The 16,482-nt window shown below is 62.7% G+C and carries 22 protein-coding genes; 6 read left to right on the forward strand and 16 right to left on the reverse strand.

All coding sequences use genetic code 11. From position 1 onward, the window contains the following. Positions 1–20 precede the first annotated feature (20 nt). The 3 genes from NKI67_RS16545 (at position 21) to NKI67_RS16555 (ending at position 1,851) form a co-directional block, all read left to right on the forward strand. Positions 21–317: a DUF1905 domain-containing protein gene (locus tag NKI67_RS16545; RefSeq protein WP_023677668.1), complete on the forward strand. Its 297-nt coding sequence runs from the start codon at positions 21–23 to the stop codon at positions 315–317. 244 nt (positions 318–561) lie between these two features. Then, positions 562–984 (forward strand): nucleoside-diphosphate kinase, encoded by a 423-nt coding sequence (gene ndk / locus NKI67_RS16550; RefSeq protein ID WP_023677669.1) that lies wholly within the window; start codon positions 562–564, stop codon positions 982–984. A gap of 258 nt (positions 985–1,242) precedes the next feature. After that, entirely contained in the window at positions 1,243–1,851 is a 609-nt protein-coding gene (locus tag NKI67_RS16555) for a class I SAM-dependent methyltransferase (protein ID WP_031212008.1), read from the forward strand. Between the two features lie 75 nt (positions 1,852–1,926). Here the strand turns inward: NKI67_RS16555 and NKI67_RS16560 are convergent, their stop codons facing one another. The 7 genes from NKI67_RS16560 to NKI67_RS16590 all read right to left on the reverse strand — a co-directional run bounded on the left by NKI67_RS16560 (position 1,927) and on the right by NKI67_RS16590 (position 7,533). Then, positions 1,927–2,196, reverse strand: a complete 270-nt coding sequence (locus NKI67_RS16560; RefSeq protein WP_023677671.1) for a hypothetical protein — start codon at positions 2,194–2,196, stop codon at positions 1,927–1,929. Positions 2,197–2,389: 193 nt separating this feature from the next. After that, complete coding sequence (locus NKI67_RS16565) at positions 2,390–3,157, reverse strand: YbaY family lipoprotein (protein ID WP_023677672.1); 768 nt, start codon at positions 3,155–3,157, stop codon at positions 2,390–2,392. Between the two features lie 85 nt (positions 3,158–3,242). Further along, complete coding sequence (locus NKI67_RS16570; protein WP_023677673.1) at positions 3,243–3,722, reverse strand: molybdenum cofactor biosynthesis protein MoaE; 480 nt, start codon at positions 3,720–3,722, stop codon at positions 3,243–3,245. Positions 3,723–3,725: 3 nt separating this feature from the next. Beyond that, positions 3,726–3,983: a molybdopterin converting factor subunit 1 gene (moaD, locus tag NKI67_RS16575; protein ID WP_023677674.1), complete on the reverse strand. Its 258-nt coding sequence runs from the start codon at positions 3,981–3,983 to the stop codon at positions 3,726–3,728. Position 3,984: 1 nt separating this feature from the next. Next, positions 3,985–4,581, reverse strand: coding sequence for a CDP-diacylglycerol--glycerol-3-phosphate 3-phosphatidyltransferase (gene pgsA / locus NKI67_RS16580; RefSeq protein WP_023677675.1), 597 nt, complete (start codon positions 4,579–4,581; stop codon positions 3,985–3,987). Between the two features lie 100 nt (positions 4,582–4,681). Continuing rightward, on the reverse strand, positions 4,682–6,760 hold the full coding sequence (uvrC, locus tag NKI67_RS16585) for an excinuclease ABC subunit UvrC (RefSeq protein ID WP_023677676.1): 2,079 nt from the start codon (positions 6,758–6,760) through the stop codon (positions 4,682–4,684). After that, complete coding sequence (locus NKI67_RS16590; protein ID WP_352646008.1) at positions 6,757–7,533, reverse strand: SDR family oxidoreductase; 777 nt, start codon at positions 7,531–7,533, stop codon at positions 6,757–6,759. The genes uvrC and NKI67_RS16590 overlap by 4 nt, the downstream gene beginning before the upstream one ends. A gap of 420 nt (positions 7,534–7,953) precedes the next feature. On the opposite strand from NKI67_RS16590, the gene NKI67_RS16595 reads away from it, so the two are divergent. After that, positions 7,954–8,604, forward strand: coding sequence for an outer membrane protein (locus tag NKI67_RS16595; RefSeq protein ID WP_292662341.1), 651 nt, complete (start codon positions 7,954–7,956; stop codon positions 8,602–8,604). Between the two features lie 78 nt (positions 8,605–8,682). Here NKI67_RS16595 and NKI67_RS16600 read toward each other — a convergent pair whose 3' ends face one another. The 3 genes from NKI67_RS16600 to NKI67_RS16610 form a co-directional block, all read right to left on the reverse strand. After that, a complete protein-coding gene (locus tag NKI67_RS16600) occupies positions 8,683–9,279 on the reverse strand; it encodes a glutathione S-transferase family protein (RefSeq protein ID WP_352569696.1) in 597 nt (198 codons plus the stop codon). Positions 9,280–9,764: 485 nt separating this feature from the next. Then, positions 9,765–10,202, reverse strand: a complete 438-nt coding sequence (locus tag NKI67_RS16605) for a hypothetical protein (protein ID WP_084641221.1) — start codon at positions 10,200–10,202, stop codon at positions 9,765–9,767. A gap of 484 nt (positions 10,203–10,686) precedes the next feature. Further along, positions 10,687–11,217, reverse strand: a complete 531-nt coding sequence (locus NKI67_RS16610) for a DinB family protein (RefSeq protein ID WP_352594392.1) — start codon at positions 11,215–11,217, stop codon at positions 10,687–10,689. Between the two features lie 62 nt (positions 11,218–11,279). On the opposite strand from NKI67_RS16610, the gene NKI67_RS16615 reads away from it, so the two are divergent. Next, positions 11,280–11,915, forward strand: a complete 636-nt coding sequence (locus NKI67_RS16615; RefSeq protein WP_502896680.1) for a TetR/AcrR family transcriptional regulator — start codon at positions 11,280–11,282, stop codon at positions 11,913–11,915. Positions 11,916–11,953: 38 nt separating this feature from the next. Here NKI67_RS16615 and NKI67_RS16620 read toward each other — a convergent pair whose 3' ends face one another. From NKI67_RS16620 to NKI67_RS16640, 5 genes are all read right to left on the reverse strand, one after another. Further along, a complete protein-coding gene (locus NKI67_RS16620; RefSeq protein ID WP_352594391.1) occupies positions 11,954–12,706 on the reverse strand; it encodes a sulfite exporter TauE/SafE family protein in 753 nt (250 codons plus the stop codon). A 125-nt stretch (positions 12,707–12,831) separates the two neighbouring features. Then, on the reverse strand, positions 12,832–13,284 hold the full coding sequence (locus NKI67_RS16625; RefSeq protein WP_023677684.1) for a hypothetical protein: 453 nt from the start codon (positions 13,282–13,284) through the stop codon (positions 12,832–12,834). A gap of 124 nt (positions 13,285–13,408) precedes the next feature. Next, complete coding sequence (locus NKI67_RS16630) at positions 13,409–14,257, reverse strand: 23S rRNA (adenine(2030)-N(6))-methyltransferase RlmJ (RefSeq protein ID WP_352646010.1); 849 nt, start codon at positions 14,255–14,257, stop codon at positions 13,409–13,411. Then, on the reverse strand, positions 14,254–14,865 hold the full coding sequence (locus NKI67_RS16635) for a hypothetical protein (RefSeq protein ID WP_023677686.1): 612 nt from the start codon (positions 14,863–14,865) through the stop codon (positions 14,254–14,256). Before NKI67_RS16635 ends, NKI67_RS16630 begins: the two co-directional genes overlap by 4 nt. A 4-nt stretch (positions 14,866–14,869) precedes the next feature. Beyond that, entirely contained in the window at positions 14,870–15,643 is a 774-nt protein-coding gene (locus tag NKI67_RS16640) for a TetR/AcrR family transcriptional regulator (RefSeq protein ID WP_245274736.1), read from the reverse strand. A 4-nt stretch (positions 15,644–15,647) separates the two neighbouring features. Between NKI67_RS16640 and NKI67_RS16645 the strand changes: the two genes are divergently transcribed. Continuing rightward, a complete protein-coding gene (locus NKI67_RS16645; protein WP_245274737.1) occupies positions 15,648–16,043 on the forward strand; it encodes a carboxymuconolactone decarboxylase family protein in 396 nt (131 codons plus the stop codon). Between the two features lie 27 nt (positions 16,044–16,070). Here NKI67_RS16645 and NKI67_RS16650 read toward each other — a convergent pair. Beyond that, positions 16,071–16,482 (reverse strand): phosphotransferase (locus NKI67_RS16650; protein ID WP_352646013.1); only part of this gene is annotated, 412 nt, incomplete at its 5' end.

Here is a 16,482-nt window from a genome sequence, read left to right on the forward strand (position 1 = left end):
GATCTGAGGAAGGGCATTGAATGTTTCGCTGCGACGTGCAGGCCGAGATCTGGGTCTATCCGGGCAAGGGCGGCTGGCATTTCGTGACGCTGCCGCCGGAGCCTGGAGCATGGATCAAGACGGCGATGACGGGGCTGGCACGGCCCTGGGGCTCGCTCGGCGTGGAAGCCGTCATCGGCCAGACCAGATGGCGGACATCGCTGTTTCCCGACAAGAAATCCGGCAGCCTGCTCTTGCCGATCAAGACCGCGGTGCGGGTCCGCGAAGGCCTCGGGGCTGGCGACACGGCCAACCTGACGATCGAGATGCAGTTATGACGACGTTGGGTCAGGCTGACGACGACGCGCTATAGGGCGGCCAGTCGGTCGGATCCAAAGTGGGTACCGGTTGTCGGAAAATCCGATGCTCAGCAAAAAGATGAGCGGCGGCATGGTTCGACTTGAAAGTCCGCCGCCCCAGCGCAGAAATGCGCGCCGGGCCGGCCTCCCCTTGGCAAGGCGGCGGGCGGCTTGTATAGAGCCCGCCACCTTCAATTCCACTCTCCATCACAAGGACGATCCCATGGCGCTCGAACGCACCTTTTCCATGATCAAGCCGGACGCGACCCGTCGCAATCTCACCGGCGCTATCACCAAGATACTGGAAGATGCCGGCCTGCGCGTCGTCGCTTCGCGCCGGGTGTGGATGAGCCGCCGTGAGGCGGAAGGTTTCTATGCCGTCCACAAGGAGCGTCCGTTCTTCGGCGAGCTGGTCGAATCCATGTCGTCGGGCCCGACAGTCGTGCAGGTACTGGAAGGCGAGAACGCCATTGCCAAGAACCGCGAAGTGATGGGCGCCACCAATCCGGCAAGCGCCGCCGAAGGCACCATCCGCAAGCTGCACGCGCTGTCGATCGGCGAGAATTCCGTGCATGGTTCCGATGCGCCGGAAACCGCCGCGCAGGAGATCAAATACTGGTTCTCGGACACCGAGATCGTCGGCTGAGCCGGCATCTCGAACCCCATCAAAGAGGCCGGCGCAACGCCGGCCTTTTTTGCTAAAGCGCGTCGCGTTCGACCGGCCTCTTGCGACGCGCTTTAGGTTTCTTGTCTTGATGCATGTCGTTATCGCAAAACCGCTGCACACTTTTGCGCGACATGCAGTAGCGGACATTTTCAGCTTCAGGCTCCTCGACGGGTCACGGGTGCGTTAAGCTCGGAGGGGCGGATCAAACGCGGTCCCGACAATGGAGCCGACCAGGCCATGACCAGCACCATTCCCGGTTTCTTCCAAGGCACCGAAATGCCAACCAGCGGCTGGTGGGAAGCGCTGTGGCCCGAGCCTGCCAGTGTCCTGGCGGCAGTCGGCATGAAGCCCGGCACGGACGTGGTCGATCTCTGCTGCGGCGACGGCTGGTTCACGCTGCCAATCGCCAGGGTCGCCCGTCATGTAATCGCCATCGACATCGATGCCGATCTGCTCGAAGTCGCCAGGCGGCGGCTGGCCGAAGGAGGCGCGGGCAATTGCGAGTTTTTGGCGGGCGACGCCTATGAACTTGCCAGGCTGGTGCCTCAAACCGTCGACTTCGTCTTTATCGCCAACGCTTTCCACGGCGTTCCGGATCGGCCGCGGCTTGCCCGCGCCGTGCGCGCGACGCTTGGCCCTGCCGGTCGTTTTGCCATCGTCAACTGGCACCAGCAGCCGCGCGAGCAGACCAGGGTCCTGGGCGAGCCGCGCGGGCCAAAGACCGAGCTGAGGCTGTCACCCGAACAGACCACCGCGTCGGTGGAAGCGAGCGGGTTCAAGCTCGCCGAGCTGGTTGATGTGCCGCCCTATCACTATGGCGCGGTATTCAAACTCGCGACGAATTGAGAAATATCGCATGAGATGCGGCATCGTCGCCCGATACATGTCGCCCGCCGCCCCCTAGCGGCGGGTTCTGCCAGTCTATTTCGCCTCGCGTTCCTTCACGTTCGCATGTTCGTTCGCCGCTTCCGTGTCGGTGGACGGGGTCTTGGTCTCTTCACCTGAAAACGGGCTGCCCTGCCCCGGTGCGAGATCGCCGCTATGGCCGGCCTTGTTGGTCTGGAACGGTTGGCTGTCCGCTTTGAGACCGTGGTCAAGAGCATTGACGAGATGGTCGTCCGCCTTGGCAAGGCCGGTAAAGGCAAGGAGCGATGCACCGGTGGCGGCAAGGATAAGCGTGTGCGTTTTCATGTCTGGACTCCTTTGAGTTAAGGCCAGAACGAGCCGCAGCCATTCTGGCGGCCTCAACGAAGGGACAAACGTCCCTTTTGCCTTACCCGCCATTTATGAAGAACTAACGCGCCCCCTGCCCGGCCTATTCCCGCTGAAACACAACGTGATCGGCATGCAGCTGCCGCAGAGAGTAATCGGCTTGGGTGATGCGCTAGCTCGCGGCGTTGAAGCGCAGAATGTCGCGGCCGCCGCTGTCAATGATGACAAGCTTGCCGGCGTCGACGTGGTAGGATGCCGCTTTGGCCAGCGCCTCGAACAGCGCCTTTTCCTCGGCCATGACCTGAGGCGCGCAGGCCTTGAAGGTCGAGCCGATGTCGCTGATGGCGATCGTCGAGCCGTCTACCTTGGCAGTGGCGAAATAGACGTTGCAAGGGCCGCTGCCGCCGGCCTTGCCGGCTTCGCTGATCCGGAATGTCGCCCGCGGCTCGGCAATCACGCCGACACCGTCGATATATTCGACCAGCCAGCTTTGGCCGAACACCGAGGCTGCCGCCGGCGCATCGCTCGGCGCCGCCATTTTCAGCATGATGGTCTGTGGCGCGTCGCTGAGCGGGTCGACCTGATGGCGCGTATCGGTGACGAATAGCAGCCGGTCGTCGACAGTGATGCGCGCCTGCAGCGCGTAGGTCATATCAGGCCGGATCACCCGCGGATCGAAGCTGATCTCGAACTTGATCGGCACCTGGCCGGCCGGCACCACCTTGCGCTCGCCGATGATTGCGGCCGGGGCGTCGGCCAGCGACACGTCGGCAAGCTGCACGGAAAGCACGGCATTGGGCGGCAGCGCGATGCGCTCGCGATACATCACCTCGCCCTTGAGGGTCTTTTCGGCAGCGGCGGAATGATCCGGAACGGCCAGGATGCCGACGGCCAGCGGCACGAGCCCGAAGATGAAGAACTCGGCAATCCTGTCCAGCATGATCCTGCTCCCCTTCCGGCCAAGGGTCTCGCAGGATTGCGGTCAATGAATGGCCGGCAGGGTATGGGATGGCTGTCGCAGGGATTTATTTGGACGGCGGCTGCTTCCAGCGGCCCGCCGCCTTGTCGTCGGCGTCCTTGGCGTCGACCCAGCCGCCTTCGGAACCGTCGCTATGGTGTTCCTTTTTCCAGAACGGCGCCCGTGATTTCAAATAGTCCATCAGGAAATTCGCGGCCTCGAACGCCGCCTGCCGGTGGGCGGAAGCCGCCACTACCAGCACGATGTTTTCGCCGGGCGCGATCTTGCCGTGGCGATGGATGACGGTGAGCCCCTGCAGCGGCCAGCGCTCGATTGCCTCGCCGGCGATGCGGGAAATCTCGGCTTCCGCCATGCCGGGATAATGTTCGAGCTCGAGCGCGGAGAGCCTGCCTTGCTCGTCGCGGCAGAGGCCGGAGAAGGTCACCACAGCGCCGATGTCGTTGCGACCCCTGGTCAGCCTGGCGATCTCGGCGGCGACGTCGAAATCCTCCGCCTGGATGCGCACGACCGGCACCACCGCGGACATGGTTCAGCCACCGGTCATCGGCGGGAACAGCGCGATCTCGCGCGCGCCGGCAATCTTCTCGCGGTGCTCGACATGTTCCTGGTTGATGGCGACGCGGATCACGTCAGGATATTGCAGCGCGTTCTCGTACTCCTCGCCGCGCGATTTCAGCCAGCGCAACAGGTCGGCGACCGTTTCGATGCCGGCCGGCAGTTCGACCTCTTCCTCCGGTCTGCCGATCCGCTCGCGCACCCAGGCGAAATAGATGAGCTTGGTCGACATGTCACTCGTCCATGATGTGCTTGAGGCCGGCGCGGAAATAGTCGTAGCCAGTGTAGAGCGTCACCAGGGCGGCGATCCACAGCAGCACCAGCCCGGTCTGGGTGGTCAGCGGGAAGATCTTGTCGCCGGCAGGTCCCGCCAGCAGGAAGGCGATGGCGATCATCTGGATGGTGGTCTTCCATTTGGCGAGCTGCGTCACCGGCACCGAGACCTTCAAGGCCGCCAGATATTCGCGCAGGCCCGAGACCAGGATCTCGCGGCACAGGATGATGATCGCCGCCCATAGCGACCAGCCGGCGATGCCGGCATGGCGGTCGGTGTCGGCGGCAAGCAGCAGCAGGCAAGTGGCGACCAGCAGCTTGTCGGCGATCGGGTCGAGCATCTTGCCGATGTTGGAGGTCTGCTGCCAGGCGCGCGCCAGATAGCCGTCGAAGTAATCGGTGATCGAGGCGAGCAGGAAAATGACGAGCGCCGACCAGCGCGCGAAGTCGCTCGATTTCAGATGCCCTTCCAGGAAGAAGCACAGCACCACCAGCGGCACCGCCAGGATGCGGGCATAAGTGAGCATGTTGGGCAGGTTGAATGCGCGCTGAGCCATGTTTTGGGAACTCTTTCTGCCTGCTTAGTCAAATCAGAAGCGAATGTGGGGGGTCAACAGGCCAGAATCGATTAGCCAGCCGAAATGTCGGCAATACGTCTTAGCTCTCGTGAAAATGATTGTAGACCAATTTCGCCACCTGCTCGGAAATGCCATCGACCTTGACCAGGTCCTCGACGGCGGCGCGGCTGACGGCCTTGGCCGTGCCGAAATGCATCAGCAGCGCGCGCTTGCGGCCGGGTCCGATGCCGCTGATCTCGTCGAGCGGGCTCTTGACCATCTCCTTCTTGCGGCGGGCGCGGTGCGAACCGATGGCGAAGCGATGGACCTCGTCGCGCAGCCGCTGGACGAAATAGAGCACCGGATCGCGAACGGGCAGCGAGAATGGGGCCCTGCCCTTGACGAAGAAGCGTTCGCGGCCGGCATCGCGGTCCTGACCCTTGGCGATGCCGATGGCCACCACCCGGTCCTCGATGCCGAGGTCGGCCAGGATCTTGCGCACCGCCGTCATCTGGCCCTGGCCGCCGTCGATGAGGATGACGTCGGGCCAGGCGGGGAAGCCGCCCGCGTCCTCGATATCGTCGCCCGGTTCGGTAGGGCTCGCCTCGCCCGCGCTCTCGGTTTGCGGGGCGTCGCCATGTTCCTTCAACAGCCGCGAAAAGCGCCGCTGCATCACCTCGCGCATCATGCCGAAATCGTCGCCCGGCGTGATCTCGGTCGAGCGGATGTTGAACTTTCGATACTGGTTCTTCACAAAACCTTCCGGCCCGGCGACGACCATGGCGCCGACGGCGTTGGTGCCCATGATGTGCGAGTTGTCATAGACCTCGATGCGCACCGGCGGTTTTTCCAGGCCGAAGGTCTCGACAAAGCCAGTGAGCAGCCGCGCCTGGGTCGAGGTTTCGGCGAGCCGCCGGCCGAGCGCCTCGCGCGCGTTCTGCAGCGCGTTGTCGGTCAGGTCCTTCTTCTCGCCGCGCTGCGGCACGGAGATCGACACCTTGCGGCCGGCGCGGGTGGAGAGGGCCTCCGCCAGCAATTCCTGGTCCTCGACGCCATGCGACAACAGGATGGTGCGCGGCGTCGGCTTGTCGTCGTAGAACTGCGCCAGGAACGATCCCAGCACCTCGCCGGCTTCGAGCGCCGGATCGGCCTTGGGAAAATAGGCGCGGTTGCCCCAGTTCTGGCCGGTGCGGAAGAAGAACACCTGGATGCAGACCTGGCCGCCCTCCTGATGGATGGCGAAGACATCGGCCTCGTCGACGGTCTGCGGATTGATGCCTTGATGGCTCTGCACATGCGACAGCGCCGCCAGCCGATCGCGATATATGGCGGCGCGTTCGAAATCGAGGTTCTCCGAAGCCTGCTGCATGGCGGCGGAGATCTCCGTCTTCACCTTCTGGCTGCGGCCGGAGAGAAAATCCTTCGCCTCGGCGACAAGCCTTGCATAGTCGCCGTGCGAGATTTCGCCGGTGCACGGGCCGGCGCAGCGCTTGATCTGGAACAAAAGGCAAGGCCGGGTGCGGTTCTCGTAGAAGGAGTCGGTGCAGCTCCTGAGCAGGAAGGCGCGCTGCAGCGAGTTGATGGTACGGCCAACTGCGCCGGCCGAGGCGAAGGGGCCGAAATAGTCGCCCTTGCGCGAGCGCGCGCCGCGGTGCTTGTAAATACCGGGCGAGACATGGTCGCCGGTCAACAGGATATAGGGGAACGACTTGTCGTCGCGCATCAGCACGTTGAAGCGTGGCCGCAAGCGCTTGATGAGGTTGGCTTCAAGCAGCAGCGCTTCGATCTCGGTGCGGGTGACGACGAACTCCATGGTCGATGTCTCTCGCACCATGCGGCCGATACGGCTGGTGTGGAACCGGCCTTGCGCGTAGCTGGTGACCCGCTTCTTCAGGCTGCGTGCCTTGCCGACATAGAGCACGTCGCCGGCGGCATTCATCATGCGGTAGACGCCGGGCGCATTGGGCAGCCGCTTTACCAGCGTCTGGATCACCTCGGCGCCGACCATGCCGTCGGCGTCGCCGGCATGCGGGGTCCAGTCGATGGCGGTGAAAGTAACGTCCGGACCGCTGGCTGCAGGCTCGACGACCTCCTCGGCCGCCTCGTCCTCGAGGTCGATTTCGGGCGGCAGGTCGTCGGCGCCACCGCGCGTTTTTTGTTTCTGGTCCATGGGGCTCATTCCGTCATGCCTGTCACATCGGGCGTCTGCCATGCAAGATGCTGGCCGCCGTCAAGCGCGATCATCTGGCCGGTGACCGAGCGTGCCGCCCAGAGATAACGGATAGTGGCACCGAATTCCGGCAATTCCGGGCCGCGTTTCAGGATCAGCCCGGCAATCTGGGCATCGAAATCGCTGTCGTGCTGGCGCGTGTTCTTCAAGGTCGGGCCAGGACCAATGGCGTTGACACGGATGCGGGGACCCAGCGCCTGCGCCATCATCTCGGTCGCCGCCCACAAGGTCGACTTCGACAGCGCATAGGAGAAATAACGCGGCGTCGGTCGCCAGACGCGCTGATCGATCATGTTGACGATCAGCCCCTCACTGTTCTGCGGCAAGGCCCGGGCGAAAGTCTGTGCCAACAGCGCCGGCGCCTTGACATGCATGGCGAAATGGCGATCCCAGGCCGGCCAGTCGAAATCCTCAACGCTGTCGTGCTCGAACAGCGAGGCGTTGTTGACCAGCAGCGACACCGGCCCGAGTGCCGCCGCAGCGCGGCCGACAAGGTTGCTGACCGCGTCCATGTCGGTCAGGTCGGCAGCAACCACTGCGGCCCGGCCATGTCGACCAAAATGACCACTGATGATCTGGGCCGCCAGTTCCTCCGCCTCGGCCAGCGAGCGATTGCAATGAATGGCGACGGCAAAACCATGCGCGGCAAGATCTTCGACGATCGCCCTGCCGATCCGCTTCGCCCCGCCCGTCACCAGTGCCGTCGCGGCGACCTTGCTCATCTGTCAATCCTTAATCCGATGCCGATTCCGACCTGCCGGGATCGCGCCGGCAAATTATGGCCCGCCAAGCGTTAAATCCCATTTCCACCTGGGGCAGGATTGTGGCAAAGTGGCCGGTGGGCGTTTTGGCTCGACCGGAATTCGGGCCAGCCCGCCCGCAATATAGGGCGCTGGAGCCCTTACACCAAGCCGTGTGCAGTGCAGCACGGCGAACCTGCTGACATTCGCTGTTGCGAAGATGCAACGTCAAGGTTCTGCCTCATTCGTGCCAGGTAATGACCCAAGTTCAGGTTCGCTTCAGCCGCATTTCGACACGACATTTGGAACCGTTGAACGCCGGATCCGTTTCACCCCCCGGACGGGTTGAGGGCGCTCATGAAAAAACAAGCCTGTGTCCTGTGGCTTAAGGAGTAAAGAACAATGCAAGCCAATCTTAAATTTGCGCGACCGCTCGCGGTGGCGTTTGGGCTGTTCGCCCTCGGCGGAACCGCCTATGCCGCGGACGTGGTTCAGGAAGAGCCGCCGGCACCTGCCCCGATCGCAGAACTTCCGGTCGCATCCTGGGCCGGTCCCTATGCCGGTGTGAGCGTCGGCTACGGCTTCGCTGGCCATGCCAAAGCCAAAGACATTGGCGTCGACGTCGACACCAAGGGTTTTGTCGGCGGCGTCTTCGGCGGCTATAACTGGCAGCAGGAGAACTTCGTCTACGGTGCCGAAGCCGATATCGGCTACAACGGCGTCAAGGGCGACGATGCCGGCATCGAGGCCAAGGGTGGCTTCGAAGGCTCGCTGCGTGCCCGCCTCGGCTACGCTGTCACCCCGGATATCCTGCTCTACGGCACCGCCGGTGGCGCGCTGAAGAACCAGAAGATTGAAGCTGCCGGCGTAAGCGACACCAACACGCAGTTTGGCTGGACAGCCGGCGTGGGTACCGACATCAAGATCACCGACAATGTGTTCGGCCGTGTCGAGTATCGTTACACGGACTTCGGCAGGAAGGACTTCGACGGTATCGGCAAGGTCAAGTCGACCGACAATCGCGTCACCTTCGGCGTCGGTATGAAGTTCTAAGTCGTCCAAGCCACGACACGAAAAAGCCGGGCCTCGCGCCCGGCTTTTTTTGTTGGCATCGGTTGAGACCGCTTGTCCTCAAGCCGGGATAGCGGGCTTCAGCTCCGGGAATTTCTCGTCGAAGCGTGCCGCCCAGCGCGTCAGCCGGCCGCGGCCCTTTTCCCATTTTCCAGCGAAGCGCAGCGAGAGATAGCCGAGGCAGGCGCGCAGTGCGATCTGGCCGAGGGTGATTTTCTTCGGCAGCTTCGGCGGGTTCGCGTTGAGCAGATCGAGCGCGGCCGAAATCTTCGTCCACTGGCGCTCGAGCCAAGGCTGGTAGACCATCTCTTCCGGCCGTGTGCGCCGCTCATAGACCATCGACAGCGCGCAGTCGCAGATGCCGTCGGCCAATGCCTCCAGCACCTCCGCCTCAAGGCGCTTGTCGGGATTGCGCGGAAACAATGCGTTCTTCGACATCCGGTTGAGATGCTGGGTGATGGCGCGGCTGTCGTGGACCGAGCGGCCGTCATCGAGCACCAGCACCGGGATCTTGCCGAGCGGATTGGCGCCGATCAGTTCGGCCGGCCTTTCCTCGGTCTTTATCGGCACGAGATCGACCGCAATGCGGGCATGAAGTGCTGCCATGCGCACCTTGGAACTATAGGGGGAAGTAGACGCGTAGAGCAGTCTGGGCATTGTCGATTCCTGTTTGTCGGCTACAGCTCCATACGTCCTGTTGGACGCGCAAAAGGACGCGGTAGCATTGTGACTTCGCGCATGACCCTTACCGAAAATCGATTCCGACAGGGGCTCGTGCGTGGCACTGTTGACCGATCATGCAGGGTTCATCAACGGCCAGAGGCGGAAAACCGCGCCGCCAGCGTGCAGCCATAGTCTCGCGTTCGGATGCGATGAGCCGGAGGTACGGCGGCAGACGCGAGCAGGTCGGACAATCCAGATCCGAGCAACTACCAACTCGGCCTTGCACCGAAGGTTGGTTTTGGCAGCCACGAATATCCCACCGGACTTCGCCGCATGGCGAAGTCCTGGGAGCTGCGAAAAGACGTCTTCCTCCCGCCTCTTTCTGGTCCTGCCCGACTGTCAACCAAGAAGCGAGGCGCCTGTCCGGCATCCCGCCCTGGCTGTCTTGAGTACTGTCCCCTGCGACAGCAGGACCGCGACTACTTCTTGGCCTTCGCCTTTGCGGGCGCTGCCTTCGGCTTGGCCGCGGGCGCTGCTTTCTTCACTGCTGCAGAAGATTTCGCAGCGGCGGCCTTTGCCGGTGCTGCCTTCTTCGCAGCGGGCTTCGCCGCGGCCTTTGCAGCCGGCTTCTTGGCCGGTGCCGCCTTCTTTGCCGGTGCAGCCTTGGCCTTGGCCGGTGCTGCTTTTGCCTTGGCCGGTGCTGCTTTCTTCACGGCTGGTTTTGCCGCGGCCTTGGCGGCCGGCTTTTTGGCCGGCGCTGCTTTTGCCTTAGGCGCAGCGGCCTTCGCTTTGGCCGCGGGTGCTGCTTTCTTCACAGCAGTTGCGGCCTTTGCCGCGGCTGCTTTTGCCGGTGCTTTCTTTGCCGGTGACTTTGCCGGTGCCTTGGATGCCGGCGCTTTGGATGACTGCTTAGCCATATCATGCCCCTTCCGTTGTGCCGACGGCCGTTATTGACCCGGCGCGCATTGCATATCTGACTCGCGGCTTGCTAGCCAGCGAAGCATTAGAATGATTTTTGTAGCTTAAGTTTCGGTTACGGCGAGCGCGCGACCATTTTACCCGCGCAAAAATCGGCTGCGAATCTTTGTGTCCCGCAGCGAAGTTCTGCGACAGAAATTCTGGTCGCTCTATCTCGACCGGTCTTCTCGTCAAGCTCATGACCTGTTCGACCAGCTTTGCGCTTCAACGTCCGACGCTCGGCGCGAACATTGTCAAGAGCGAAGGCGCCTCGTCTTGTCCGAAACGATAAACTACAGGTAAGTAGGAAGCAACGCGACGAGCACGCCGCTGCACTATCTTGCACGACGCGATGAAAGTAAGCAGATAGCTCGCATTTCTAAAGGACAGGATATCGTTCGATAGATCCGGTCGAGCCGACCGTGATCGAAAGCGCTCGGCCGTTCAGGCGCCGAGCGGTTCACGGCTTATCTGCAGCCGGCGCGAAGGCTCGGCCCTGTGGAGATGGACGGCGAAGGTATCCCATGGCGGCATGACCGAAATCTGCGCCAGGATGCGCCCCGCTTCACCGCGATGATAGCCGCCGTGCAGTACGACGTGGGTCAGCATTTCCTGTCGCGACATCAATGCCTTATCCCCGTCGGTGAACACGAATGCGACGGGCTCGGACAGCTGCCGCGACGAAACGGTTTCGAGATAATCGAGATACCAGCGATCGGTCGCTGCGACCGCGGCGCGAAGTTCGTCGAACGCCGGCGTGTCCTCGGTGGTGTCGGCGGAGTAGCCATGGCTTGCGTCAACCAGGTGCGCCGAGAATATCCGCGACACCACATGGCTGTGATCGACGAGCCGTATCACGGCCTGCCGTTCCTTGCCGTGAACATGCGGGTCGAGACTCGCGAGCTTTTCCAGCAGTTCGTCATTGGCCCAGGCCTGATAGGCAAACAGGCTGCGAAGCAGAGCGAGCGCATTCATGGTCGGTGTCCTTTTCCGGAAATGCGAGTATGTTGTTTATATTTTCAGGAGAATGGGCGAACGTGTCTACTCGCATTGCAAAACCGCATCCGCGCATGCGCAAACAGCCGCGCCAGGCGCGTTCCAGGGCAACCGTCGAGGCGATCATCGAGGCGGCGGCTCATGTTCTGAGCGGGCTGGGCTGGGCCGGCTTCACCACCAACAAGGTTGCCGAGACAACAGGTGTAAGCATCGGCACGCTCTACCAGTATTTTCCCGACAAGCTTTCCCTGCTCGCTGCCGTCCGGCGCCGTCACTTCGATCATGTGCTGTCGGTCATTCGCGATTCGGCGGAAGACCAAAAGCCGCTCAGGAAATTCGCGCAGGAGCTGGTGCGCGGCATGATCGCCGCGCACAGCATTCACCCGACACTACATCAGGTGCTGCTCGACGAGGCGCCGGGCGATCGCGGCTCCAGGGCCGCCCATGCTTCGTTCCAGGCACAATACCTCAACCACTATGCGACTGCTGTCGCCACTTATCGCAAGCCAAGGAAAGGCGCCGACATGCAGACCGTGGCGCGCGTGCTGTCGTCAGCGATCGAAGGTGTGATCCACAACGCGGCACGCCGGAACATGCTCGCCGCGCCGGAGCTGCAAAAGCAACTCGTCGAACTGGTCTGCGCCTACCTATCGGGAGCAGGCCGCATCGGTCGATAGCGCATGGCACGGCGGAAGTCGGGATTTCTGTGTGTCGTTCAAACCCGGCTTATGAGGTGCGGCAAGGACGATGCCAACAATGCCGCACCTGATGCGGCCAAGAGTGCGAGGACGATCTTTCGAAAAGTCGCCTCGCTAACGCCGATGTAGAGTCTCGCGCCAAGGAGTGTTGGTATCAACATCGCCGGCGCGACGACGGCAAACATCGGCAGCATTTCGAGCTTGATCTTTCCGGCCGCAAGATAGGCAGCCATCGTCATGGAGAGGGTCACAAGGTTGAAATTCTGGATGACAATACGCTGCCTGTCCTTTTCCCATTGGCGCAGCACGCACCACAGCGTTGGAACCGGGCCGGTGAAGCCGCCAAGTCCACCCATGACGCCGCCGACCAGACCTATTGCACCGTCTGCAACAGGACCCCCGACCGTGATGGGAGGGAGGCGACGCGCAAAGAGCATCAAGGGACACCAAACGACCAGCAGCGCTCCGAAGACCAACTTGAACAACTGCACATCCAGCAAGGGCAGGATGGCGACACCGACCGGAATCCCGATGATCCCCCCGATCAGGAATGGCAGCAGAAGCTTGAGGTCGAAGCCCCGGCGGACGGTGACGGCGGCGATGATCTGGCCGGTGAGCGCCCCAAAGACCGCCATGGCGGCAGCAAGCTGGGGCTCCACGGTCCAAACCCAAAACGACATGGCAACCAGACTGAAAGCGAACCCGGACAGCCCCTGGACGAAGCCTGCAAAGACCGCGCCGAGAGCAACAGTATAAACAAGCGAATCCATGTGGTGCTGTTTCCCCGCAAACTCGTGACAGCAGATCGCGCTTCCCGCGAATGCTGCGCCGCATGGAAACGGTGACGGTCGATCAGGTGGCCGGTGCTAAAAAGTCGGAATCAGCGAGTGCGCGATCAGCGCAGGACGCGGCAGCGGCCGTTGTAGACCATCCAGCGGTCGAAGCCCGAGACGCAGAATTCGACATTGTCGCCGATCGAGGCAAAACCCTGGCCTTCCTCGATCAGGTACCAGATGGTGCGGGCGCCGCCGTCGGAGAGGCTGACGGTGGCGCCGCAATAACGGCGGCCGATCGGCCAGGTGTCGTCGGCCGGCAGATAGCGATGCTGGTGGATGCGCTGGAAGTCGACGATCTGCACATCCGGCAGATGCGGCACGTGATGCACCTGATAGGAGAAGCGGTCGGTGATCTTGTTCAGCACCCAGGCCTCGCCGCAGACGCCGCTATCCTCGTCGGTATAGATTGCAAGGTCGGCCGCCTGGACTGCCTGGGTGACGCCAAGAGGTGCGGCCAGCGGCGTGCAAAAGGCGAGCAGTGCGGCAAGGGCGGATTGGGCGAAGCGAGTCATGGCAGCCTCTCAAGGTCGACTGCGCGCACTGTGCGGATTCGCTGACGCGCGGTCAAGCGGTTGTAGCGACCGTGGTTGTGGTGACGATGGTTGCGCTGACGGAACGGCAGGGCCGCGCCTCAAACTACTCTCCCGCCAGCCAGTCCAGCGTCCAATGCGACGGCTGCTCAAGTGCAAGCAGCCGGTGCAGCGCCGGCAGCAGCGTCCGTAACTCGCCTTCCAGCGTGAAGGGCGGATTGACCACCACCATGCCGCAGCCGTCGAGGCTCGGCTCGACGGCGTCCGGCCTGATCTCAAAACCGATGTCGAGCAGCTTCGAAATGCCCGTCTGCTTCAGCGCCTTGCGGAAGGCGGCGACCGCCCTGCGGTCCTTGAGCGGATACCACAGCGCGTAAATCCCTCCTGGCCAGCGCCGATGGGCTCTTTGCAGCCCGTCGACCAAGCGACCGAACTCGCCCCCTTCCTCGAAAGGCGGATCGATGAGCACGAGGCCGCGCTTTTCCTTTGGCGGCAGATGCGCGCCGAGCGCCAGCCAGCCGTCGAGCTCGATCACCCGGGTCTGGAAGTCACCGTCGAACAGCGCCTTCAGCCTGACGACATCCTTAGGGTGCAGTTCGACTGCCGACAGCCGGTCCTGCTTGCGCATCAGGTGCCGGGCGATCAGCGGCGAACCCGGGTATTTTTTCACGCCGCCGTCCGGATTGAGCGAATTTACGGCTTCAAGATACGGTGACAGCAGTGCCGCCGCCGGAGCATCGAGGGCCGCATCGACGAGCCGGCCGATGCCGCCTTGCCATTCGCCGGTCTTTTGCGCTTCGGTCGAGGACAGATCGTAGCGGCCGATCCCGGCATGGGTGTCGATGACCCGAAACGCCTTGTCCTTCTGCTTCAGATATTCGATCAGCCGACTGAGCACGACATGCTTGACGACATCGGCGAAGTTCCCGGCATGGTAGGCGTGGCGATAGTTCAATTGGAGCCCCTGCCCCAGCGCGGCGGTGGCGGCTGCGAGTTTGGATTTTCCGGCCGGCGGCCGCCGAAACGGAATGCCAGCACCAGCCCGACCAGGCCGGCCGCCATCAGGGAAAAACCGACCGGGCGCGCCCGGCGGTCGACCTCGCCGGCACCCGAGCGCAGGACGAGATCGACGGCCCGCATCGGAATGCCTTCGGCGTCGCCCGGACCGACGGTGAAGATGTAGGAACCAGGGGTAACGGTCGGGATCAGGCCGGCCTCGTCGCGAAAGATCCTGTCCGGCAGTTGCGGGCTGACCTGGCGCGGATTGTCGGAGTGATTGAACTGCAGCGTCGAGGCGAGCACCGTCCTGCCGCCGGTGGCGGCAGTGAGGGTCAACACAGTGCGCTGCTGCGAGACGATGCGCTCGGCTCTCGCCGTAAGGTCGACCAGCACGCGTAGCGGCCCGTCGCGTGCGCTCAGGGGCACGGTCACCGGCTTGAACCGGCCCTGGTCGTAAACCCGCCAGGTGCCGATCTCACGGCCGGAGAAATTGGTCATCGCCCAGGGATAGACGACGCCGATGCCGGTACCGATGAGCAGTATCAGGGCGAACAGGGAGCGCATAACGTCAAGACCCGGTGTTCGGCGCGCTGGCGCAGTCGCGGGCGTTCTCCATTTCGTCCAGGAGCATGTCAAGGCCGAGATCAAACGTCCGGTCGAATTCGGCGGTGCCGAAATAACGCCCGGCCGCAGCTATTTTTGGAAAATCCTGCGCCAGTTGCTCGTCGCTGACGATGGTCACGGCCGAAGGCCCCTTTGCATAGCCGGCAGTCTCGTCGAGGATGGCACCCATCAGATAATAGCCGGTGGTGCGGAACAGCCGCGCGCCCAGTTCCGGTCCGAAGCCGCCGGCCTCGAACACGCCAAGGATGCCGTTCAGCCAAGTGAGACAGGTAGGCGAATTCATCCGGTAGGTTACAAGGAACGTGGCAAAGGCCGGGTGCTCACGCGCGACGCGGCGGAAATCCTGCACGGCAATGCGTAACCTTTGTCGCCAAGGGAGGTCCGCGTCGGGCATTTCGAGGGAGCCGATCAGCCGATCCACCAAGGCTTCGAAGAGATGCGCCACCGAAGGAAAGTGGTGATAGATGCTCATCGCCTCGCAGCCGAGTTCTGCCGCCAGCTTGCGCATCGAAAACCCGGCGAGGCCCTCGCTCTCGATAACCTTCAAAGCCGCATCCTCGATCATCTCGCGAGACAGCCGGCCGCGCAGTCGCTTTTTTTTGATCGATGTGTCCATGGTGCCGCTTGACAACTTACGCTGTAAGGTTAATTTTGACATTACCTTACACCGTAAGGCAAACAAACGCCAGAGGCGCCGCGCCTGCCTGCTCGCCGCCACCTGTGTGCTGACCCTGGCTGCAGCTCCTTCTTATGCCGATGAGTATGACGCGACCGTCAAGGACATCCAGTCGACCATGGGCGGGGTGCCCGGTTTCGTAAAGCAGTTCCCGAAAGCCGGTCTGCCCGGTGCATGGGCCGAGGTCAAGGCCATCCAGCTCAGCGACAAGACGGCGCTGCCGCCGAAGGTCAAGTCGCTGATCTCGCTGGCGGTGGCGGCGCAAATCCCGTGCAACTACTGTATCTGGTCGGACACGCAGGACGCCAAGCGCGCCGGCGCCACCGACGAGGAGATCCAGGAGGCGGTCGCCGTTTCAGCGCTGACCCGCCATTGGAGCACCATCTTCAACGGCATGCAGGTCGATTTCGATACGTTCAGGAAGGAGATGGGCGGGCAGTAATGCTTTCGTTATTAGAGCGGGACGCGTTCAGACTGAATTAGCCTTCCCGCTCCGACTGTTTGTGTGATCCGCCAGCACCTCATTGATGACCCGCCACGATTTTTCCGCCTCGCGCTGGTTGCCGTCATGTCCCGAAGCGACGATCAGCGCCTTCCACAACGCCCAGCCCCGTGCGCGCGCCCAGCTGTGCTCGTCAAGGGCAATGGCGTCGCGGAACGCCTGACGGCTCTCGCCGTAAAATTCCGTCCACGCGATCACCAGATCACAGGCAGGATCGCCGATAGCCGAACTACCGAAATCGACGACCGCGTAGAGCTTGCCATCTTCGACGAGCAGATTGCCCGAGGCGACGTCGCCATGGACCCAGACCGGCGGGGCCGGCGCAAACACCGACACCGGCCAGTAGGTAAAAAAAAAAAAAAAAAACCACAACCACACA

This window comes from Mesorhizobium sp. M0408 (assembly GCF_040321495.1).
Taxonomy (GTDB): domain Bacteria; phylum Pseudomonadota; class Alphaproteobacteria; order Rhizobiales; family Rhizobiaceae; genus Mesorhizobium.